Annotated in this window: 20 protein-coding genes and 1 pseudogene; 15 read left to right on the top strand and 6 right to left on the bottom strand. The window is 71.0% G+C overall.

What is annotated here, in order from left to right:
- Positions 1–47: 47 nt before the first annotated feature.
- Positions 48–527, bottom strand: a complete 480-nt coding sequence (locus tag CA984_RS10805) for an Lrp/AsnC family transcriptional regulator (protein WP_031163229.1) — start codon at positions 525–527, stop codon at positions 48–50.
- A gap of 102 nt (positions 528–629) precedes the next feature.
- Between CA984_RS10805 and hppD the strand changes: the two genes are divergently transcribed.
- The 3 genes from hppD to CA984_RS10820 all read left to right on the top strand — a co-directional run bounded on the left by hppD (position 630) and on the right by CA984_RS10820 (position 3,855).
- On the top strand, positions 630–1,739 hold the full coding sequence (gene hppD, locus CA984_RS10810) for a 4-hydroxyphenylpyruvate dioxygenase (protein ID WP_086570843.1): 1,110 nt from the start codon (positions 630–632) through the stop codon (positions 1,737–1,739).
- Between the two features lie 144 nt (positions 1,740–1,883).
- Positions 1,884–2,315, top strand: a complete 432-nt coding sequence (locus CA984_RS10815) for an RDD family protein (protein ID WP_165781197.1) — start codon at positions 1,884–1,886, stop codon at positions 2,313–2,315.
- Positions 2,316–2,400: 85 nt separating this feature from the next.
- Positions 2,401–3,855, top strand: coding sequence for a M1 family metallopeptidase (locus tag CA984_RS10820; RefSeq protein WP_086570847.1), 1,455 nt, complete (start codon positions 2,401–2,403; stop codon positions 3,853–3,855).
- 118 nt (positions 3,856–3,973) lie between these two features.
- Here CA984_RS10820 and ilvA read toward each other — a convergent pair whose 3' ends face one another.
- On the bottom strand, positions 3,974–5,182 hold the full coding sequence (ilvA, locus tag CA984_RS10825) for a threonine ammonia-lyase (RefSeq protein WP_086570849.1): 1,209 nt from the start codon (positions 5,180–5,182) through the stop codon (positions 3,974–3,976).
- A gap of 189 nt (positions 5,183–5,371) precedes the next feature.
- On the opposite strand from ilvA, the gene CA984_RS10830 reads away from it, so the two are divergent.
- The 9 genes from CA984_RS10830 (at position 5,372) to CA984_RS10865 (ending at position 12,632) form a co-directional block, all read left to right on the top strand.
- Entirely contained in the window at positions 5,372–5,713 is a 342-nt protein-coding gene (locus CA984_RS10830; protein ID WP_086570891.1) for a PadR family transcriptional regulator, read from the top strand.
- Between the two features lie 5 nt (positions 5,714–5,718).
- On the top strand, positions 5,719–6,642 hold the full coding sequence (locus tag CA984_RS10835; protein ID WP_133061616.1) for a hypothetical protein: 924 nt from the start codon (positions 5,719–5,721) through the stop codon (positions 6,640–6,642).
- Positions 6,643–6,752: 110 nt separating this feature from the next.
- Positions 6,753–7,634, top strand: a complete 882-nt coding sequence (locus CA984_RS10840) for a hypothetical protein (RefSeq protein WP_133061617.1) — start codon at positions 6,753–6,755, stop codon at positions 7,632–7,634.
- Positions 7,631–8,548 (top strand): hypothetical protein, encoded by a 918-nt coding sequence (locus CA984_RS10845; RefSeq protein ID WP_086570856.1) that lies wholly within the window; start codon positions 7,631–7,633, stop codon positions 8,546–8,548. Before CA984_RS10840 ends, CA984_RS10845 begins: the two co-directional genes overlap by 4 nt.
- A 7-nt stretch (positions 8,549–8,555) precedes the next feature.
- Positions 8,556–9,605, top strand: coding sequence for a peptidoglycan-binding domain-containing protein (locus tag CA984_RS47785; protein ID WP_242675867.1), 1,050 nt, complete (start codon positions 8,556–8,558; stop codon positions 9,603–9,605).
- Positions 9,583–10,389: an efflux RND transporter periplasmic adaptor subunit gene (locus tag CA984_RS47790; RefSeq protein ID WP_242675868.1), complete on the top strand. Its 807-nt coding sequence runs from the start codon at positions 9,583–9,585 to the stop codon at positions 10,387–10,389. Before CA984_RS47785 ends, CA984_RS47790 begins: the two co-directional genes overlap by 23 nt.
- Positions 10,379–11,254, top strand: a complete 876-nt coding sequence (locus CA984_RS10855) for an ABC transporter ATP-binding protein (protein ID WP_108724558.1) — start codon at positions 10,379–10,381, stop codon at positions 11,252–11,254. The genes CA984_RS47790 and CA984_RS10855 overlap by 11 nt, the downstream gene beginning before the upstream one ends.
- Before the next feature lie 2 nt (positions 11,255–11,256).
- The gene (locus CA984_RS10860; RefSeq protein ID WP_086570858.1) at positions 11,257–11,448 is read left to right on the top strand and encodes a hypothetical protein; all 192 of its coding nucleotides are present in this window, start codon (positions 11,257–11,259) and stop codon (positions 11,446–11,448) included.
- Positions 11,449–11,450: 2 nt separating this feature from the next.
- A complete protein-coding gene (locus CA984_RS10865; protein WP_086570860.1) occupies positions 11,451–12,632 on the top strand; it encodes an ABC transporter permease in 1,182 nt (393 codons plus the stop codon).
- 72 nt (positions 12,633–12,704) lie between these two features.
- Here CA984_RS10865 and CA984_RS44565 read toward each other — a convergent pair.
- Positions 12,705–12,836 (bottom strand): annotated as a pseudogene (locus CA984_RS44565) (transposase family protein); the annotation flags it as partial.
- A 185-nt stretch (positions 12,837–13,021) separates the two neighbouring features.
- Here CA984_RS44565 and CA984_RS49235 point away from each other — a divergent pair.
- Positions 13,022–13,300 (top strand): hypothetical protein, encoded by a 279-nt coding sequence (locus tag CA984_RS49235; RefSeq protein WP_423229295.1) that lies wholly within the window; start codon positions 13,022–13,024, stop codon positions 13,298–13,300.
- A 164-nt stretch (positions 13,301–13,464) separates the two neighbouring features.
- Here CA984_RS49235 and CA984_RS10885 read toward each other — a convergent pair whose 3' ends face one another.
- Both CA984_RS10885 and CA984_RS10890 read right to left on the bottom strand, forming a co-directional pair.
- A complete protein-coding gene (locus CA984_RS10885; RefSeq protein WP_086570864.1) occupies positions 13,465–14,601 on the bottom strand; it encodes an ROK family protein in 1,137 nt (378 codons plus the stop codon).
- On the bottom strand, positions 14,602–15,798 hold the full coding sequence (locus CA984_RS10890) for an FIST signal transduction protein (RefSeq protein WP_086570896.1): 1,197 nt from the start codon (positions 15,796–15,798) through the stop codon (positions 14,602–14,604).
- A gap of 156 nt (positions 15,799–15,954) precedes the next feature.
- Here CA984_RS10890 and CA984_RS10895 point away from each other — a divergent pair, with 156 nt between their 5' ends.
- Together CA984_RS10895 and CA984_RS10900 are read left to right on the top strand one after the other, a co-directional pair.
- Entirely contained in the window at positions 15,955–17,352 is a 1,398-nt protein-coding gene (locus CA984_RS10895) for a sigma 54-interacting transcriptional regulator (protein ID WP_031163257.1), read from the top strand.
- Positions 17,353–17,361: 9 nt separating this feature from the next.
- Positions 17,362–19,305 carry a vWA domain-containing protein gene (locus CA984_RS10900; RefSeq protein WP_086570866.1) on the top strand — a complete coding sequence of 648 codons (1,944 nt, stop codon included), beginning with the start codon at positions 17,362–17,364 and terminating at the stop codon, positions 19,303–19,305.
- Between the two features lie 17 nt (positions 19,306–19,322).
- Here the strand turns inward: CA984_RS10900 and CA984_RS10905 are convergent, their stop codons facing one another.
- Positions 19,323–19,745 (bottom strand): DUF6292 family protein, encoded by a 423-nt coding sequence (locus tag CA984_RS10905; protein WP_086570868.1) that lies wholly within the window; start codon positions 19,743–19,745, stop codon positions 19,323–19,325.
- Between the last annotated feature and the right edge of the window lie 302 nt (positions 19,746–20,047).

The raw sequence follows: 20,047 nt of genomic DNA on the forward strand, positions 1-20,047 counted from the left end.
GGTAAACGATGGATAACGGTGTCTGAACCCCGCTTGGGATAGTACGGCTAGCTCTTCCCCTGGCGCGGTACATCGGCCACCAAAGGAAGGACCCGGTATGGCACGGGGGTGTCCAGCGCGATCACCGATGAGGTCCTCACCACACCGTGAACGTCAACGATCAGGTCAATGACCCTCTGCAGATCGGCATTGCTGCGCGCCACGACCCGGCAGTGCATGTCGTCGCCTCCGGTGATCGTGTGCACCTCCAGGACCTGGGGGATTCCGGCGAGCTGGTCGGCGACCGGATCGTGCCCGCTGACCTGGCGGATCTGCAGGGTGACGAACGCGGTCACGTCGTATCCGAGCGCGGCGGGGTCGATGTCGGGGCCGTAGCCGGTGATCACCCCTCTGGCGGCCAGCCGGTCGAGGCGGGCCTGCACGGTCCCCCTGGCCACACCGAGCCTCCGGGAGCACTCCAGCACGCCGAGTTTGGGCTCGGCCGCCAGCAGGGCGATGAGCCGGGCGTCGAGTTGATCAATCGTCATGATGTACAGGCACTCCTGCGGAATATGCGGACAGGTAGACAAATTGTCCACTAATCCAAGTGACTCTTGCACAACCAGCCCACAAAAACAGAAAGTGTCCGCATGAGTGACATCTTTCCCGTGAATGGCATGGACGCCGTGGTCTTCGCCGTGGGCAACGCCAAGCAGGCCGCCCACTACTACTCCAGCGCCTTCGGCATGCGGCTGGTGGCCTACCGCGGCCCGGAGAACGGCAGCCGCGACGAGGCCGCCTATGTCCTCACCTCCGGCAGCGCCCGGTTCGAGTTCCGCGGCGCGGTGCGGCCGGGCACCGGCGTCTCCCGCCATGTGGCCGAGCACGGCGACGGCGTGATCGACCTGGCCATCGAGGTCCCGGACGTGGAGGCGGCCTACGCAGGCGCACTGGCCCGGGGCGCCAAGGGCCTCGCCGAGCCGTACACGATGGAGGACGAGCACGGCAAGGTCGTGCTCGCGGCCATCGCCACCTACGGCGAGACCCGGCACACGCTGGTCGACCGGTCCAACTACAGCGGCCCCTACCTGCCCGGCTACGTCGCGGCCAAGCCCCTCGTGCCGGCCCCCGACGTGCGCAACGGCCGCCTGTTCCAGGCCGTCGACCACTGCGTCGGCAACGTGGAACTCGGCAAGATGGACGAGTGGGTGGAGTTCTACGGGCGGGTCATGGGCTTCACCAACATGGCGGAGTTTGTCGGCGACGACATCGCCACCGAATACTCGGCGCTGATGTCCAAGGTGGTCGCGGACGGCACCCGCAAGGTGAAGTTCCCGCTCAACGAGCCGGCGATCTCCAAGAAGAAGTCCCAGATCGACGAGTACCTGGAGTTCTACGGCGGCCCCGGCGTGCAGCACATCGCGCTGGCCACCAACGACATCCTGAGCACGGTCGACCACATGCGCGCGGCCGGGGTGCAGTTCCTCGACACGCCCGACTCCTACTACGACGACCCGGAGCTGCGCGCCCGCATCGGCGAGGTCCGCGCGCCGATCGAGGAGCTGAAGAAGCGCAGGATCCTGGTCGACCGCGACGAGGACGGCTACCTGCTGCAGATCTTCACCAAGCCGGTGCAGGACCGCCCGACGGTGTTCTTCGAGCTCATCGAGCGGCACGGCTCGCTGGGCTTCGGCAAGGGCAACTTCAAGGCGCTCTTCGAGGCGATCGAGCGCGAGCAGGACCTCAGGGGCAACCTGTAACAGCTCTTGGCTTTGCGCGGGTGAGTCCCTGGTGATCAAAAGCTCATGGGGACATCGCCGCCACCGCCGCCACCGCCGGACGACTCGGGACCGTATCCCTGGTCGGCCCCGCCCCCCGGGCAGGGCCGCGGCGGTGGCGGGCAGGTGGCCGGGAGGCTCGGCGGCCGCTGGCGCCGTCTGTTCGCGGGCATCCTCGACATCGTCATCGTGGGCATCATCTCCTCGCCGTTCACGTACGAGTCGTTCAGCACGGTGTGGGACGCCGACAAGGACATCTTCGTACGGGTCCCCATCCAGCACACCTTCCTGGCGGCCCTCGTGGGCTTCCTCTACTACTGGCTGCTGACCGCCTTCTGGAACGGGCAGACGCTGGGCAAGAAGCTGTTCGGCCTGCGCGTGGTCGACATCGGCTGGGGCAGGGTCGGGGTGGGGCAGGCCGCGGTCCGCGAGCTGGTGGCGTGGCTGCTGTACGCCACCTGCTGCCTGGGCTGGATCAACCTCGCCTTCATCCTTTTCACCAGCCGAAAACAGGCCATCCACGACATCGCCGCCAGGACACTCGTCGTAGATACCTGATCACCCCAGGTCACCACCCCCTTCTCGCGTAGTCTGCGATCCAGGTGGCCCGGCACGGCCGGGCTCGGAAAGGGGATTCAGGGGCATGGCGTCCGGTCGGCTGGCTATCGCGGCAACCGCCACTTTTCTCGGCATTCTCGGTACGGTCGCCTGCTCGGCGTCGAGCGGTGAGAGCGCCCTTGCCGGGGACGTGCCGCCCACGGCCGCCGGTTCCGCGCCGGCGCACGCTCCGGGCAGGATCGGCGCCCCCGGGATCGGCGACCCCGACTTCCCCACCGACGGCAACGGCGGCTACGACGTCGACCGCTACCGGCTCAAAATCGACTACGACCCCGCCGCCAAGCACCTTTCCGGCGTGACCGCGATCGAGGCGAGGGCCACCCAGGACCTGGCCAAGTTCAACCTGGACCTGCGGGGGTTCGAGGTCAGCCGGATCACCGTGGACGGCAGCCCCGCGGGATTCGAGCGGTTCAAGGACGAGCTCGTCATCGCCCCGGCCAAGACGATCGCCGACAAGGCCCGGTTCACCGTCGAGGTCACCTACGCCGGAGAGCCCAAGCCGGTCAGAGGCTCCTCCAACCTGGGCACCTACGGGTTCATCCCGACCGAGGACGGCGCGTTCGTCGCATGTGAGCCCAACGGCGCCAAGACCTGGTTCCCGAGCAACGACCACCCCGCCGACAAGGCCCGCTACGACTTCGAGATCACCGTCCCCGAGGGGCTGACCGCGCTGGCCAACGGCGAGCTCGTCGGCCGGCCCAAGTCCGCCCGTGGCAAGACGACCTTCGTCTGGCGGGAGAGCCACCCGATGGTGAGCTACCTGGCCACCGCGACCCTCGGCAAGTTCGAGCTGCGCCAGGGCAGGACCGCGACGGGGATCCCGAACCTGGCGGCCGTGGACCCGCGCTACCGCGCCGCCCTCGACGACCTCTACACGCAGTCGGCGAAGGCGACCGACTACTGGACCACGGTGTTCGGCCCCTACCCGTTCTCCTCCACCGGCGGCGTGATCGACGACTTCTCCGCGGGCTACGCGCTGGAGAACCAGACCAAGCCCATGTACGGCGGGTTCACCCCGGACGGGAGCATCATCGCCCACGAGCTGGCCCACCAGTGGTTCGGCAACAGCCTGAGCATCAAGCGCTGGCGGGACCTCTGGCTCAACGAGGGCTTCGCGACCTACGCCGAGTGGCTGTGGTCGGAGCACAACGGCGAGTCCACCGTCGAGAAGATCTTCCGAGGCCACTACGCGGCCGGCCCGGACGCCGCCATCTGGAAGTACGCCCCCGGCCGCGCCAAGCCGGAGGACCTGTTCAACAGCTCGGTCTACAACCGCGGCGGCATGACGCTGCACGCGCTCAGGCAGCGGATCGGCGACCCGGTGTTCTTCAAGCTGCTGAAGACCTGGAACGCCGAGCACAAGTACGGATACGTGACCACCGACGAGTTCGTGGCGCTCGCCGAGAAGCTCTCCGGCAAGCAGCTCGACAAGCTCTTCGAGGCCTGGCTGTTCGCCGACCGCAAGCCCACGGAATGGTGACACCCCGGCGCGCGGCACGGCGCCGTCCGAAGGCGCACGGCGCGGGTCACCCGAAGCCGGGCGGCACGGGTCGTCCCAAAACACGCGGCGCAGATCGCCCGGAGACGCACGGCGCGGGTCACCCGAAGATGAGCCGGTAGCCCTCCTTGCGCAGCGACGCGAGCACCTCGTCGGAGTGGGCGGGGCCCTTGGTCTCCAGCTGGAGCTGGACCTCGACCTCGCCCAGGTGCACGCCGAGCCGCTCGTGCACGATGTCGAGGACGTTCGCGCCGAGCCCGGCCAGTTTGGTCAGGAGCACGGCCAGCGCGCCCGGCCGGTCGGGCAGCGGCACCCGCAGGGTCAGGTAGCGTCCCGCCGCCGCCAGGCCGTGCCGGAGGACCTTGGCCAGCAGCAGCGGGTCGATGTTGCCGCCGGAGAGCACAGCCACCACCGGCGGCTCGAAGACCTGCGGCTGGGCCAGGATCGCGGCGACCCCCGCCACCCCGGCGGGCTCGACGACCTGCTTGGCGCGTTCGAGGCAGAGCACCAGCGCCCGGGAGATGTCGCTCTCGGTGACCGTCACGACGCTGTCGACCAGGTAGTGGATCAGCTCGAACGGCAGCTCCCCCGGACGGCCCACCGCGATGCCGTCAGCCATCGTCGAGGTGGGCTGGACCATGACCGGATGCCCCGCCGCCAGCGAGGCCGGGTAGGCGGCGGCCCGCTCGGCCTGCACGCCGACGATCCGCACGCCCGGCCGGAGCGACTTGACCGCGAGCGCGACCCCCGCGGTGAGCCCGCCGCCGCCGAGCGACATCACGATCGTGCCGACCTCGGGGAGCTGCTCCAGGATCTCCAGCCCGATCGTGCCCTGCCCGGCGATGACGTCCGGGTGGTCGAAGGGGTGGATGAACACCGCCCCGGTCCGCTCGGCGTGCTCCTTGGCCTGGGCCAGCGCGACGTCCACGGTGTGGCCGGCGAAGACCACCTCGGCGCCGTAGGAGCGGGTCGCGGCCACCTTGGGCAGCGGCGCCCCCTCCGGCATGTAGACCGTCGACCTGGCCCCGACCAGGCCCGAGCCGAGCGCCACCCCCTGCGCGTGGTTGCCGGCGCTGGCCGCCACCACGCCCCGGCCCCGCTCCTCCTCGGTCAGCCCGGCGATCCTCACGTAGGCCCCGCGCACCTTGAACGACCCGGAGCGCTGCAGGTTCTCGCACTTGAGGTGGACCGGCCCGCCGATGGCGTCCGACAGCACGTGCGAGTGCAGGAGCGGCGTCCGCAGGGCCACGTCGGCCAGGAGCTCACGGGCGGCGACCACGTCGTCGTAGGTCACCTCGGCATCTGACATGCGGCTCATCCTTCCACCCCGGCGCGGTACGGCACGCGGACGCCCGGCCCGGCAGGGCGCGCACATGCCCGGCCCGGCTCGGTGGGGCGCGCACGCCCGGCCCGGCAGGGCGCGTGGACGGCGTATCGGGCAAGCCTCGCGGGGCATCCGTGTTGACCATACTTCGTCCGGCGAAGTATGGTCTCCCGCATGGCTAAAGGATCACCCACGGTCAGTGAGCCGACCTACTTCATCCTCGCCTCGCTGCTCGACGGCCCTCTGCACGGGCACGGAATCATCAAGCAGACCCTGGAGCTCTCGGAGAACCGGGTGAGGCTGCCGGTCGGCACGCTCTACGGCGCGCTCGACCGGCTGGCCGCCGCCGGCCTGATCGCCGTGGACCGCGAGGAGGTCGTCGACGGGCGGCCGCGGAGGTATTTCCAGCTCACCGACCAGGGACGGGCCCTGGTATCGGCCGAGGCCCTACGCATGCAGCAGGCCGCCTCGGTCGTGACCAAACGGATCCTCCGCCCCGGATCGGCGTTCTCGTGACCGTCGTGACAGAACACCGCGCCGACACAGGGGCCGGCACGGGAGTTCTGGAGCGGCGCTACCGGCGGCTGCTGCTGGGTTACCCTCGCGCCTACCGGTCCGGGTACGGCGGCGAGCTCATCGCCACCCTGCTCGACACCGCGGAGCCGGGGCGCACCGTGCCCTCGGCCCGCGAGTCGTTCGCGCTGGTCGTCGGCGGGCTGCGGACACGGGTGATCCATGCCACGGAGCGGCCCGCCTGGGTCGACGGGGTCCATCTCGGAGTCCTGGCCCTGTCGGTCGCCCAGCTCGCCATGCTGGTGCCGTACGCGACCACCGTCCCGCTCTGGGCGGGCCTGTCGGCGCTCGCCGTCCTGCTGATCATGCGTGGCCTGGTACGGCTCGCGCTGCCGGTGGTGGTGCTGGTCGCGGTGAAGGTGTGCGCGATCACGCTGGGGCTGCCCTGGCTGGACCGGACCCTGCTGCCCGTCGATCCCGACCGGTTCTGGGGCGGCGGGTCGCTCTACGGGGGCGGCGGACCGGTGGCACCGATGATCGGCTACGCGCTGGCCGTCCTCGGCCTGCTGGTACTGACCGCCCACGGCAGGCGGCTCGGCACCCGCTCGTGGTTCTGGCTGCCGGCGGCCTCGCTGCTCGCCGGCGCGGACCCGGCGGGACTGGACTTCCCCGCGGCCGGCGGATCACACGCCATGGCCAGGGTCGCGCTGGAGATCGGGGTGCTCCTGCTCGCCGTCTGGGCCGGTCACGTGGCGCACGACCTGCGCTGGGCGGCCGCCGCCGCCGTCTACCTGATACCGGTGCTGGCGGTGTACGCCGAGAACCTCGGCATGCACTCCGAGCGGGACGTGGCCCACCTGGCCGTGCTGGTCCTCCTCACCGCGTCCGCCGCGGCGGTGCCGTACCGCGCGAAACGGCACGTCCTCCTGTGACCTCTCCGCCCTTTTAACTCTTCAATCCTTCCACCCGGAAGTCCTTTCTCTCCTTGGGCGGCGCCACCGCCTCTCGCGAGCATGCCCGCACATCGAAACGGGGTCACCTGATGTCACGAGTTCTCACCGCCATGCCTGCGGCCGCCCTGGCCCTGGCCGTACTCGCCGGATGCGGCGCGGAGGCGCCGGCCGCCGCGCCCCCCGAGGGAAAGGCGTCCACGACCGCCGACCCACGGAGCAAGCGCCGCCAGATGGAGGCCATGCGCGCCGACTGCATGAAGGGCAAGGGTTTCAAATACGCGGCCAACGTGCCCGCGCCGGTGCGACGCACGCCGGAGGAGATCAAAGCGCGCACCGGCGACTACGACGCGATGGCGAAGGAGCGCGAGAAGTACGGCTTCGGGGTCTTCGCCGGACACGTCTATCCGGAGCGCAAGGATGTCGGCATGCGCGCCGACCCCAACGAGCCGATCGCGATGGCGCTGTCGGAGACCCAGCGGAAGGTATGGCTCGCGGCCGACGAGACCTGCTACATCCAGGCGTACTCGAAGTTCAGCGGCCGCAAGGTGACTTCCGGCATAGACGCCTTCAATCAGATGAACACCATGTCGAAGCAGCTCAGGGGCCGCGAGCTGAACGGTGACGCGGAGCTCGTCCGGCTCGCCGGCGCATTCGGTGAATGTCTCAGGAACAAGGGGGTCAAGGTCACCTCGCTCAAGCCGACCGATATCTCCTGGAGCGGCCAGGAGGCCTACGAGGCCATGGCCACGAAAATCGGCAAGGAGCAGAACCCGGACGCCAAGGGCCAGCTCGTCATCCCCGACCTGACCGCCGAACAGGCCAGGCCGTACCTGACCAGGGAGATCAAATCCGCCCTGCTGGACCTGGAGTGCGGAAAGGACTTCTACCCCGTCTACAAGTCCAAGGAGTGGGCGATCAGCCAGAAGGTCGACGCCGCGTTCGGCGTGGACGAGGGGTTGTTCGGCTCATGAGACCCACGGCTCGGACGCTCCTGTCACTCGTCCTGCTCACCGGGTGCGCCGCCGAACCGGCGGCCCCCGTGGACCTGGCCGCCCCCTCACAGGACAGGTACCGCCAGATGGAGGCGGCGATCGGGGACTGCATGAAGCAGAAGGGCTTCAAATACAACCCGGACACGGCGCCCTCGGGCCAGAAGACCGACGAGGAGACCAGGCGGGAGGCGGGCGACTACGAGGCGCTGAGGAAACACCGGGAGAAGTACGGCTTCGGGATTTACACCGGATATGTGTATCCCGGGGACAAGCAGGCCGGAGGTGTTGACTTCGGCAAGCAGGACCCGAACAACCCGATCATGATGGCGCTCTCCCGGGTCCAGCTGGAGTCCTGGCGGGCCACCCGGGACACCTGCTACTCGGCGGCCGTCAAAGAGTTCACCGGCAAGACCGTGCGCTCGGAGTCCGACCTGTACGAGCAGGCCGAGGCGGCGCGCGAACGGGTCCAGGCCCGCGAGCTCGACGGCGACGCGCGGCTCCTGGATCTGGCCGCGGAGTTCGGCGACTGCCTCAGGACCAAGGGCGTCAAGGTCCGCTCGCTCAAACCCACCGCGGTCGCCTCCGCCAACGAGACGGCTCTCCGTGAGGAGATGTACGCCCTCGGCGAGAAGCAGCGTACCGACAGGGGAGTCAACCTTCCCGAGCGCATAAGAACCCTCGCCGAAGAGCAGGGCGGCACCGGCGGTACCGTCCGTCTGCTGCCGAGCCTGTCTCCCGGCGAGGCCAGGCCGTACCTGGCCCGGGAGGTCAAGATCGCACTCGACGACCTGGAGTGCGGCAGGGACTTCTACGCCGCCTTCAAACCCCGGCAGCGGCAGATCTACGACAGGGTGAACCGGGAGTTCGGCCGCGGCGACGGGCCGGGGTCATGAGGGCGGCATGGCCGGCACTCCCGGTGAACAAGCCGCGGTTCCCGACGGGCGCGCCATGGTGAGGTCGAGGCGCCGCGTGCTGAGCGGCATCGTGGCCGGGGTCGTCGTGATCGCCGGCGCCGGGTGGGCGGTCGGCACGCGGTTGCGCTCCCCCGCCGACGAGGCCGCGCTGCGACAGCCGCCCAAGCCGTCGCTGATCACCTCACCCGTCGTACGGCAGAAGCTGACCAGCACGATCGCCGTCAGCGGCACCCTGGCGTACGGCTCGCCGCTGCCCGTCAGCCTCGCCGGGGTGGTCGGCGGCACCGCCGAGGCCCAGCGGGTCACCCGGGCCCCGCGCCCCGGGAAAATCGTCGAGGGCTCAGTGTTGATGGAGGTCAACGGCCGCCCGGTGTTCGCCCTGCGCGGCAAGGTCCCCATGCACCGGACCATGGCCCCGGGCACCACCGGCGCCGACGTCAGGCAGCTCCAGACGGCGCTGCGCCGCCTCGGGTTCGGCGCGCCGGTCACCGGCGTCTTCGACTCCGCCACCACGGCCGCCGTCCAGCGCTGGTACGCCAAGCGGGGATATGCGGCCCAGGAGCCCGACCTCACCGCCAAGCAGACCAGGGAGCAGCTCCGCCAGGCCGTGCAGACCGCCGAGGAGGCCCTGCTCACCGACCGTAAGACCCTCGACGCCGGGCGTGACGTCATGCCGCTGAAGCTCAAGCTCGACAACGCCCGCAAGGACCTGCGGACCGCCGAAGGAGCGCTGGAGGGAGCCGACACCACAGACCTCACCCCGGAGGAGACGCGGCAGCTGGAGACCCTGCGCCAGGCCGTACGGACCGCCGAGGAGGAGGTGCTCGCCGCCGAGCAGGCCCTCACCGCGGCCAGGTCCTCGCCGGTTCCCCCCACGTCCAAGCCCGAGCAGACCCCCCGTCCCGGCCAAGCCCGAGGCCGACACGCGGCTGCTGGAGATGAAGGTCTCCAACGCCCGGCAGAACCTGGAATCCGCGCGCGCCGCTCTGGCGGCTTTCGGGGACGAGGCGGGCGTGGGCAAGGAGAAACGCCTTGAGGAGCTGCGCAAGGCCGTACGGCTGGCACAGGAGGCCGTGGTCGCCGCCGAGCAGGCGCTGCGCCAGGCCCGCCAGGACTCCCCGCTCCGGCTGAAGATCGCCAACGGACGCCGGAACGTGGCGAGCGCCAAGGCGATCCTGGGCGAATACATGAAGACCTACGGCATCGCGATCCCGCCCGGCGAGCTCGCCTTCCTCCCCACGCTCCCGGCCCGGCTGGACAAGGCGTCGGTCAAGCCCGGCGACACCATCGAGGACAAGGTCGCCACGGTGACCAGCTCGGCCTTCGCGGTGACCGGCTCGGTGGACAGCAAGGAGGCCAAACTCCTGCGCAAGGGCATGAAGGCGACGATGGAGACCACCGACGGCGCGAAGTTCCCGGCCGTGCTGAGCGCGACCGGGGAGGCGGCCAGGCCGGCTGAGGAAGAGGAGGACGAGAAGGGTCAGGGCGCCGGGGCGTCCGACAAGGATCTGGGCTCGGTGCCGGTGCTGCTCACCCCGGCGGTCACCAAGGGCCTGCGGGAGCTGGTCGGCGTGCCGGTCACCGTGCGGATCTCCGTCGGCGCCACCGGGGGCGCCGTGCTCACCGTGCCGGTGGCCGCGGTCGTCACCTCGGCCGACGGCCGGCCACGGGTCCAGGTGGAGGTGCCCGGCGGCGGCGACAAGGTCCGCGACGTGGAGGTCAGGACCGGCCTCACCGCCGACGGCGACGTCGAGGTGACGCCCGTGAAGCCCGACGGGCTGAAAGAGGGCGACCGGGTGGTGGTCAGCGGTGATTCCTGACGTACCCCCCGATGTCATCCGGCTGGACGACGTCAGCCGGATGTTCCCCACGGAGCCGCCCGTGCTCGCGCTCTCCAGGATCTGCCTACGTGTCGGGCGGGGGGACTACGTGGCCATCGTGGGCCCCTCGGGGTCCGGGAAGTCCACCCTGCTCAACACGCTGGGCCTGCTGGACCGGCCCACCTCGGGCTCCTACCTGCTGGACGGGATCGAGACGACCACGCTGAGGGACGGCGCCAGGACCCGGCTGCGGGGACGCAAGATCGGTTTCATCTACCAGTCCTTCCACCTGCTCGCCCACCGGACCGTGGCGGAGAACGTCATGCTCGCCGAGGTCTACGGCCGGAGCGGCCGGGCCTGGCGGGAGAAAGCGGGCCTCGGAAGGCCGAGGCCCGGGAGGACGGATCGCGGGAGGACCGGGAACGGGCCGGCGGGCCGTGCGGTGACGGGGAACGAGCCGGCGAGCCGGGGGAAGACGAGGGGCGCCCCGACAGCCGCCCCGACGGACGCCCCTGCGGGCGCGGCCGTCGACGGGTACGGCCGGCGGGGACGGCGGGCACGCGCCGAGGAGGCGCTGGAGAAGGTGGGCATGACCCACCGCCTCGACTTCCTGCCCGACCGCCTGTCCGGCGGCGAGCGCCAGCGGGTGGCCATCGCCCGCGCGCTGATGGGCGGCCCGTCGCTGCTGCTGTGCGACGAGCCCACCGGCAACCTCGACAGCAGGAACACCGGAGCGGTCCTCGACCTCTTCGACGGCCTCCGCGACCAGGGGCTCACCCTCCTGGTCATCACCCACGAGGACGCGGTGAGCTCCCGCGCCGGCCGCCGGGTCCGCATCAGCGACGGCATCCTCACCGAGGAGTGATCATGCGCCCTCGTCCCCTCCGCAACGCGGCCGTCCACCATGACAAGACCACCGCGTCCCGTACGCTCCGTCCCCTCCACGGCACGGCCGTCCACCGTGCCGAGACCGTCCCGTCCCGTCCCCTCCATGGCACGGCCGTCCACCATGACAAGACCACCGCGTCCCGCGCGCTCCGTCCCCTCCGGAAGGAGTGACCATGGACATCCGCGATCTCTGGGCCGAGGCCCTCGCCGGCATGCTCGCCCGCCCCGTCCGCTCCGCGCTGACCACGCTCGGCACCGTCCTCGGCATCACCACCCTGGTCATCACCCTGGGCGTCGCCGCCACCGCCGGGAACCAGATCGTCGGCCGGTTCGACGAGCTGACCGCCACCGCGATCACCGTCGAGGTCCCCGACAAGGCCGACCCGCTGGTCACCTGGGACGCCCCGGCCGCCCTCACCCGGCTGCGCGGGGTCACCTCGGCCGCCGCGCTCGCCCAGACCGACGAGAGCTCCAACCTCCAGGTCGCCTCCAACACCCTGGTGGACCCGGCCAGGGTCACCGACCAGACCCTGGCCGTGGTGGCCACCGGGCCCGAACTCCCGCAGGCGGTCCGGGGCCGGATGACCGAGGGCCGCTTCTTCGACGCCGGCCACGTCGGGCGCCGCGACCGCGTGGTGGTCCTCGGTGACCAGGCCGCCAGGATGCTCGGCGTCACCCGGCTGACGAGCGCCCCCGCCGTCTTCATCGAGGACCGCGCCTACACGGTGATCGGCATCCTGGGCGACCTGCGCCGCGAGCAGATCCTGTCCACCGCCGTGATCGTGCCGCCCACGATCGGCGCCGACTTCGGCCTGAAGAACGTCACCCGCGTCCTGGTCAACACCACCCTCGGCGCCGCCGACCTGATCGCCGGTCAGGCCCCCGTCGCGCTGAGCCCCAACCATCCCGACGAGCTCCAGGTGATCGCCCCACCCAGTCCCACGCGCGCCCGCGACGGCGTCCAGGACGACGTCAACGGCCTGTTCCTGATCCTCGGCCTGGTGTCCCTGGTGGTCGGTGCGGTCGGCATCGCCAACGTCACGCTGGTCACCGTGATGGAGCGCGTCGCCGAGATCGGCCTGCGCCGCTCCCTGGGCGCCGCGCGCCGCCACATCGCCGCCCAGTTCCTGCTGGAGTCCACCCTGATCGGCATGACGGGCGGCGTGATCGGCGCCGGTCTCGGCCTGGTCTCCGTCGTCGCCATCTCCGCCGCCAAGGAGTGGACCCCCGTCCTCGACGCCCGCCTGGCCCTGGCGGCCCCCGTCGCCGGCGCCCTGGTGGGCCTCCTCGCGGGCCTCTATCCGTCCCTGCGAGCCGCCCGCATGGAACCCGTGGACGCCCTGCGGTCAACTTGACCTGGCCCTGAAGGGCCGGGCTTGGAGGTAGGGCACCACTGGCTGTGGTGTGGCCTCCTCCGTCCAGACCACCTACGGGGCGGCCGGGACGCGTGACTCACGCCCCGCAATCCACGCAGCCTCGCCGCGTGCGGCGATGTTGCGGGAGGCATTCCGGTCGGCATGGGCAACGACCCCGCAGTTCCGGCAGATGAAGAGGGCCTGTCAACTCGGCGTAAGTGTGCTTACGCAGCTCGTACTCACGCGGCACGCCGTGCGCGAATGCCACGGCCGACACCCAGTTCGCGGCGTCGTTGACCGCGTGCAGGGTCGCCGACAGCGCGGGGGCCTGATCGGCCTCCGGCATCAGCTTCACCTGCACGACGATCTTCACATGGAAGGTTTTACCGGTGATCCATGTCACCACGCTGGGAGTCGAACCCGATACTGGCAGGAGCCGTACGGTCGTCTGCACCCTCCACGCGCACGTGGTCTTCACCCCCGGATACCGGCGCGGACCGTTCACCGACGACATTCTCACGCGGTACGAAGAAATCATGCGGGCTGTCTGCGCCCACGCCCCTGGCATACGGGGGGGAACCTCAGTCCTGGATCGATATGTCGCCGCGCTCGGAGGCACCCTCAAACTGATCGCCGACTTCGGCGACGAGCAGCTCAAGGTCAGCTGATCGTTCGACGGCTTTCGCCCGATGGCCGGCACTATGGCGCCGGCTCTTCCAGTCGCATGAACGACCACACGGTGGGCCCGTCGGCGGGACGGCGCTCCATGCGGCCCTGCCCCGTACGGCGAGGCGCGCCAAGCGTGCGAAGCCGTACAGGGGCGGACGGGCCGTCAGTGGCTCCAGTAGCGGTCGGCGGCGAGGATCAGGGCGGCGGCGCCGACCAGGCCGGCGTCCTGGCCGAGGGAGGCCGGGACGACCCGGACCCGCTGGGCGAACTCCATCCGGGTGTGGTCCCGCAGAGCCGCCTCCAGCGGATCGAACAGCAGCGGACCGGCCTGGGAGAGGCCGCCGCCGATGGTGACGACGTCGAGGTCGCACAGATTGGTGGCCGAGGCGATGGCCAGGCCCAGTGCCTGTCCGGCGCGGCTCATGGCGGCGAGGGCGATCTGGTCGCCCGCCTCCGCGTCCAGGGCGAGCTGCCGCCCGCTGGCCGTCGCCGCCTCCACATAAGCAGGACCGGCGCCCGGCGCCCCGGGCTCGCCGCTGAAGGCGCCGCTCCCCCCACCGGAGGTCTCGGCCGTACCACCGGAGGTCGATGGCCCGTCACCGGAGATCGATGGCCCGTCGCCGGACCGGGCGGTCGCGGCGGCGGGCGGGCCGGCGGCGCCGGGGTGCCAGCCCTGCTCGACCGCCCAGGCGGCCAGGCCCGGGCCGCGGGCGATCGCCTCCAGGCAGCCCCGGCCGCCGCATCCGCAGGGGGGCCCGCCGGGGTCGACCACGATGTGCCCGATGTGCCCGGCGTTCCCGCTGCCGCCGTCGATCAGTCGGCCGCCCAGGATCAGCCCACCGCCCACCCCCGTGGACACGACCATGCCGAGCATGTTGGCGCTGCCCCGCCCGGCACCCCGCCAGTGTTCGGCGACGGCCAGGCAGACGGCGTCGTTGTGGAGGCGGACCGGCACGCCGGGGAACCGCTCGGCGAGCCTCGCCCGCAGCGGGAAGCCGCGCCAGCCCGGCATGTTCAGCGGGGAGACGGCCCCCTCCGGCCAGGTCATCGGGCCGCCGCAGCCGATTCCGACACCGTCGACCACGCCGCCCGCGGTGGTGTCGCCGTTGATCAGGCCGTCGGCCGCGGCGCCGTCCAACAGGGCGTCGATCAGCTCGCCGAGCGCCGTCCACAGGGTCCGCGCGTCGCCGCCCGGCGGTGTCGCCGCCCGGCGGGCCGCCCGCACGTTCCCGTCGGGGTCCACCAGGGCGACGGCGAACTTCGTCCCGCCGATGTCGACAGCAAGCACTGATCCGGACATCTAGTGATCGTAAGGCCGATCCGCGGCCGGATGGGAGGAGAAGACCAGGACAGAGGCGGTGAATCCGTGCACGTGGTTGTGCCCGCCGACCGGGCCGACCTCCCCGGCCGCGAAGAAACCGGCCACGCTGATGGGACCGAGCGTGTCGCGGAGCGCGACCGCGTCGTGGTCGGCGGTGCCGAACATGGCCGAGCCCCGGCCGTTGCAGGAGAACAGCAGGGCGCCGTCCACCCGGCCGAACTCCTCGCGGTGCGCGTCGAGCAGCTCGTAGAGGTCCTCGTCGGCGGTGGCGGCGTCGCGGACCTGGAAGCGGACGGTACGGCCGATCTCGACGACGTCGCCGATGGCCACGGCCTCCCGCTCGGGGTCGATGCCGAGCACCCCTCTGATCAGGAAGTCACCGCGCTCGTGCCGCTCGGCGTATTCGTCCATGGCGACGCCGATCTGCAGCCCCGACGCGACCAGGTCGCGGTCGTCCTCGTCCAGCGCGCTGACGATCTCCTCCAGCCGGGCCAGGGCCGGCTGGCCGGCGAGTTCGAGGAGCAGGTTGTCCTCGACCGCGGTGACGGCCATCGTCGGCCCGATGGGGCGGCACCCCTGGCTGACCACGGTGCTGACGTTGACGGGGCCGCTGAGCAGCACGCCGACGGCGCCCTCGGGGTAGATCTCCCCGTCGGCGAACAGCCGGACCGCGCCGCGCCCCTGGATCGCGTTGGCCATCCCGCCGATCAGCGGGAGGTCGCCCAGCACCTCCTGGGAGCGCTCGACGAAGCCGTCGGTCGGGAAGCTGTAGGGATCGGCGAACAGGATCGCCGCGTGGTCGTCGGGGCCGCGTTCGGGCAGGCCGACCACGACGAAACGGTCATCGGTCCGCAGCGTGTCCAGCGCGAAGGTGGTCAGCCGGGCGCCCTCCAGCGTGGCGGCCCAGACGCTCACCGAAGGGGTGACCTCGATCCCCTGGCCGTCGCCGATCACCCCGGTGGCGCTGCAGCCGATCACCGAGGCGTCGGGGGCCATGTTCATCACCCGCAGTCCCGCGCGGGAGACGTCGTCGGGATCCTCGCCGCATATGAAGAAACAGACCAGGTCAGGCGGTGCGGACAGGCCTGACAGGGCCTGGCGGACCGCGGTCTCGGCATTGGTGACCAGATCGGATCCCACGGCGAGACCGTCGGCGAAACGACTTGTCAGAAGCACCACTCGCCTCGCCTCTCCTTCTTCTCCGAAACCTTGTCCTGGAGCGATTCTCCCCACTGTGGGAACAAGCACGCGCACCGACCGTCACCCAATGAGCAAGATCCGAAACCGGGATAAGAGTGCCGGTTTCGGCTCCGGGGACGTAGGCTCGATCCCGTGCCTCAAATCCCAGAGCCACGTACTCTGCGCGAGCTACGCGCGAGCGGCCATATCCACCGTACGGTAAAGGCCGAGATCCGCGAGAACCTCCTGGCCCGCCTCAGGGCCGGAGAGCCGCGGTTCCCCGGCATCGTGGGCTTCGACGACACCGTCCTCCCTCATCTGGAACGAGCCCTGCTCGCCGGGCACGACCTGGTCCTGCTGGGCGAGCGCGGCCAGGGCAAGACCCGGCTCATCCGCACCGTCACCGGCCTGCTCGACGAGTGGACGCCGGTCGTCGACGGCTGCGAGATCAACGACCACCCCTACGAGCCCTCCTGCGTCCGCTGCCGCCGCCTGGCCGGCGAGACGGGCGAGGAGCTGCCGATCTCCTGGAAGCACCGGGACGAGCGGTACGGCGAGAAGCTCGCCACTCCCGACACCTCCGTCGGCGACCTGATCGGCGACATCGACCCGATCAAGATCGCGGAAGGGCGCACGCTCGGCGACCCGGAGACCGTCCACTACGGCCTGGTCCCGCGGAGCAACCGGGGTGTCTTCTCCGTCAACGAGCTGCCCGACCTGGCCGAGCGGATCCAGGTGTCGCTGCTCAACGTGCTGGAGGAGCGCGACATCCAGGTCCGCGGCTACAACCTGCGGCTTCCGCTGGACATCCTGCTGATCGCCAGCGCCAACCCCGAGGACTACACCAACCGCGGCCGGATCATCACTCCGCTGAAGGACCGCTTCGGCGCGGAGATCCGCACCCACTACCCGCTCTCGATCGAGGCCGAGCTCACGCTCATCCGCCAGGAGGCGGCTCTCGACCAGGTGGGCGCCGACCTCCCCGACCACCTGGTCGAGGTGATCGCCCGCTTCACCCGGCTGGTCCGCGAGTCCACGGCGGTCGACGCCCGTTCCGGGGTGTCGGCCCGCTTCTCCATCGCCGCGGCCGAGACCGCCGCGGCCTCCGCCGTACGGCGTGCGGCCCTGACCGGCGAGGAGCACGCGGTCACCCGGGTGGCCGACCTGCCGGGCATCGTGCACACGCTGCGCGGCAAGGTGGAGTTCGAGGTCAGCGAGGAGGGCCGGGAGACCGAGGTCCTCGCCCACCTGCTCCGCCGGGCCGTGGCCGAGACGTTCCGGGGCACGCTCGGGGGCGCGGACCTGAACGCGCTGCTGGAGCGGTTCTCCGAGGGCGTCCAGGTCGAGTCCGGGCCCATGATCCCCGCCGCCGAGCTGCTGCGCAGGATCGGCCCCGTGCCCGGCCTAGCCAAGATCATGTCGAGGCTCGGCATCGGCGACGAGTCCCCGGGACACGCCGCGGCCGCGCTGGAGTTCGCCCTGGAGGGGCTCTACCTCCTGCGCCGCCTGTCCAAGGACGAAGTGGACGGCACGGCGGTCTACCGCACCTGAGGTGTCAGCATGAGCTATCGCTATGGCGAATACCGGGACGGGCCCGACCCGCTCGCCCCGCCGTACGACGTCCGTTCGGCGCTCGACCAGATGGGCGACGCCGTCCTGTCCGGCTCCAACCCCGGCCACGCCCTGCGTGACCTGCTCAAGCAGGGCCTGCCGGGGGCACAGGACCGGCGCGGGCTGGACGACCTGCTCCGCGAGGTACGGCGGCGCCGGCGCGAGCTGCGTGAGCGCGGCCGGCTCGACGGCACGCTGGAGCGGGCCAGGGCCCTGCTGGACAAGGCGATCGGCCAGGAGCGGAGCGAGCTGTTCCCCGACCCGTCGGACGACGCCCGGCTGCGCGAGTCGGAGCTCGACGGCCTCTCCGACGACACGGCGAGCGCGATCCAGGAGCTGAGCACCTACCAGTGGCGCTCGGCCGCCGCCCGGCAGACCTTCGAGGAGCTGCGCGGCCTGCTGCGCAGGGAGGTGCTCGACAGCCAGTTCCGCGGCATGCGGGAGGCGCTGGCCAACCCCGACCCCGCCGCGATGGAGCGGGTCCGGGAGATGATGTCCGAGCTGAACGACATGCTCGACCGGGACGCCCGGGGCGAGCACACGCAGGATGACTTCGAGAATTTCATGTCGAAATATGAAGACATGTTCCCGGAGTCGCCGCGGAACCTGGAGGAGCTGGTCGACACCCTCGCGCGCCGGGCCGCCGCGACCCAGCGCCTGCTGGCCTCGCTCACCCCCCGCCAGCGCGAGGAGCTCAACGCGCTGATCAACCAGACGCTGGAGCAGGCCGGGATGGGCGAGCAGATGCGCCGCCTGGGCGAGTCGCTCTACTCCCGCCGCCCCGACCTCGCCTGGAACACCCCGGAACGGCTGACCGGCGACGACCCCATGGGGATGGGCGACGCGGTGACGGCCCTCGACGAGCTCGCCGACCTGACCCAGCTGGAGGCCGCGCTCCGCCAGGACTACCCCGGCGCGCGGCTGGACGACATCGACGAGGGGGCGATCCGCCGCGCGCTGGGCCGCGCGGCCGTCGACGACCTGGAGGCGCTCCGGCAGATCGAGCGGGAGCTGGAGCAGCAGGGCTACCTCCGCCGCCAGCGGGGCAAGCTGGAGCTCACCCCCAAGGCCGTCCGCCGCCTGGGCGAGACCGCCCTGCGCCGCGTCTTCGCCTCGCTCGAATCGGGCCGCCGCGGCGACCACGACCAGGTCGACGCCGGTGCCGCCGGAGAGCTCACCGGCTCCTCCCGGCCCTGGCGGTTCGGCGACGAGCAGCCCATCGACGTGGTGCGCACGGTGGTCAACGGCGTACGGCGCGGCGGGCGCGGCGCGGTCACCCTGTCGGTCGACGACTTCGAGGTGGCGGAGACCGAGCGGCGCACGGCCGCGGCGGTGTGCCTGCTGGTGGATCTGTCCTACTCGATGGCCCTGCGCGGCACCTGGGCCGCGGCCAAGCAGACCGCGATGGCCCTGCAGGCGCTCGTCGCCTCGAAGTTCCCCCAGGACTCGGTGCAGATCATCGGCTTCTCCAACTACGCCCGCGTCCTGCAGCCCGACGAGCTGGCCGGGCTGGAGTGGGACATGGTCCAGGGCACGAACCTGCACCACGCCCTGCTGATCGCCGGCCGCCACCTGGACCGGCACCCCGACTTCGAACCGGTCGTGCTCGTGGTCACCGACGGCGAACCGACCGCCCACCTGCGGCGCAACGGTTCGGCGGCCTTCGAGTGGCCGCCCACGCAGGAGACGCTGGAGCTGACGCTCGCCGAGGTCGACAAGATGACCCGGCGCCGGGCGACGCTCAACGTGTTCATGCTCGCCGAGGACGAGCGGCTGAAGGAGTTCGTGAACGAGGTCGCCCGGCGCAACGGCGGCCGGGTGTTCTCCTCCAGCGCCGACCGGCTGGGCGAATACGTCGTCAGCGACTTCCTGCGGACCCGCCGGGCGCGCTGACCGCGGGCGGCCTCATCTCACGCTTCGGCGTAGGCGTGGTAGCCGTTGAGTGCGAGGTCGAAGCCGTCGCGGTAGTGGCGGTAGGAGCGGTAGCAGGGCCGCCAGGCCGTGCTGTTGCCGACGCCCGCCCGGGCGTCGGCGATGGCGGAGGGGACACGCTCCGGACGGAGCAGCAGACCACCGCCGAGATAGCGGGCCTCGGCGAGCACCGTGCAGGCCTCACGGTCGCCGGACACATAGCGGCCGCGGCGCCAGCCGCTCTCCTCGTCCCATACCAGCGCGTCGCCGCCGGTCAGGAGGATGGTGACGGCGCGCGGGTCGCAGGGACCCTCCCACCAGTCGGTGGCCTCGGCGCCCAGCGCCTCGACGACGCGGCTCACGTAGAGAGCCGGCTGCCGCAGCCACTCCTCGGTGTACGGCTCGACATGTCTCACACCCACAGCGGGCACTCCCTTGTGCCGTCGTGCACGATCCGGTTCAATGCTCGCCCGGCACGACCGCGATCTCACCACCGACGGTCCCATCACACGGGAACGAGCTCGCCAGTGATCCTACTCACTCCACCGGGGTGCTCAGGGCCGAAATGCGAAGATCTACCATCGCACGCGACCCGAAAGCCATGACATCCACAATGTGATGTTTTCGTGACAACCACTTATCTGTCCGCTCTGTCTCTCTCACTGACGGCAGACGCCGTCAGTGAACGAAAGTGAGGCAGTCCGATGGTCGCGGCGATTCTCGT

The organism is Streptosporangium minutum (assembly GCF_002149035.1).
GTDB classification, from domain to species: Bacteria; Actinomycetota; Actinomycetes; order Streptosporangiales; family Streptosporangiaceae; genus Streptosporangium; species Streptosporangium minutum.

Bases quoted from the DNA above. Each gene is read 5' to 3' on its own strand.
- CA984_RS10805 (WP_031163229.1), bottom strand. From the start codon at position 527: ATGACGATTGATCAACTCGACGCCCGGCTCATCGCCCTGCTGGCGGCC.
- hppD (WP_086570843.1), top strand. From the start codon at position 630: ATGAGTGACATCTTTCCCGTGAATGGCATGGACGCCGTGGTCTTCGCC.
- CA984_RS10820 (WP_086570847.1), top strand. From the start codon at position 2,401: ATGGCGTCCGGTCGGCTGGCTATCGCGGCAACCGCCACTTTTCTCGGC.
- ilvA (WP_086570849.1), bottom strand. From the start codon at position 5,182: ATGTCAGATGCCGAGGTGACCTACGACGACGTGGTCGCCGCCCGTGAG.
- CA984_RS10830 (WP_086570891.1), top strand. From the start codon at position 5,372: ATGGCTAAAGGATCACCCACGGTCAGTGAGCCGACCTACTTCATCCTC.
- CA984_RS10840 (WP_133061617.1), top strand. From the start codon at position 6,753: ATGTCACGAGTTCTCACCGCCATGCCTGCGGCCGCCCTGGCCCTGGCC.
- CA984_RS10845 (WP_086570856.1), top strand. From the start codon at position 7,631: ATGAGACCCACGGCTCGGACGCTCCTGTCACTCGTCCTGCTCACCGGG.
- CA984_RS47785 (WP_242675867.1), top strand. From the start codon at position 8,556: ATGGCCGGCACTCCCGGTGAACAAGCCGCGGTTCCCGACGGGCGCGCC.
- CA984_RS10860 (WP_086570858.1), top strand. From the start codon at position 11,257: ATGCGCCCTCGTCCCCTCCGCAACGCGGCCGTCCACCATGACAAGACC.
- CA984_RS10865 (WP_086570860.1), top strand. From the start codon at position 11,451: ATGGACATCCGCGATCTCTGGGCCGAGGCCCTCGCCGGCATGCTCGCC.
- CA984_RS10885 (WP_086570864.1), bottom strand. From the start codon at position 14,601: ATGTCCGGATCAGTGCTTGCTGTCGACATCGGCGGGACGAAGTTCGCC.
- CA984_RS10900 (WP_086570866.1), top strand. From the start codon at position 17,362: ATGAGCTATCGCTATGGCGAATACCGGGACGGGCCCGACCCGCTCGCC.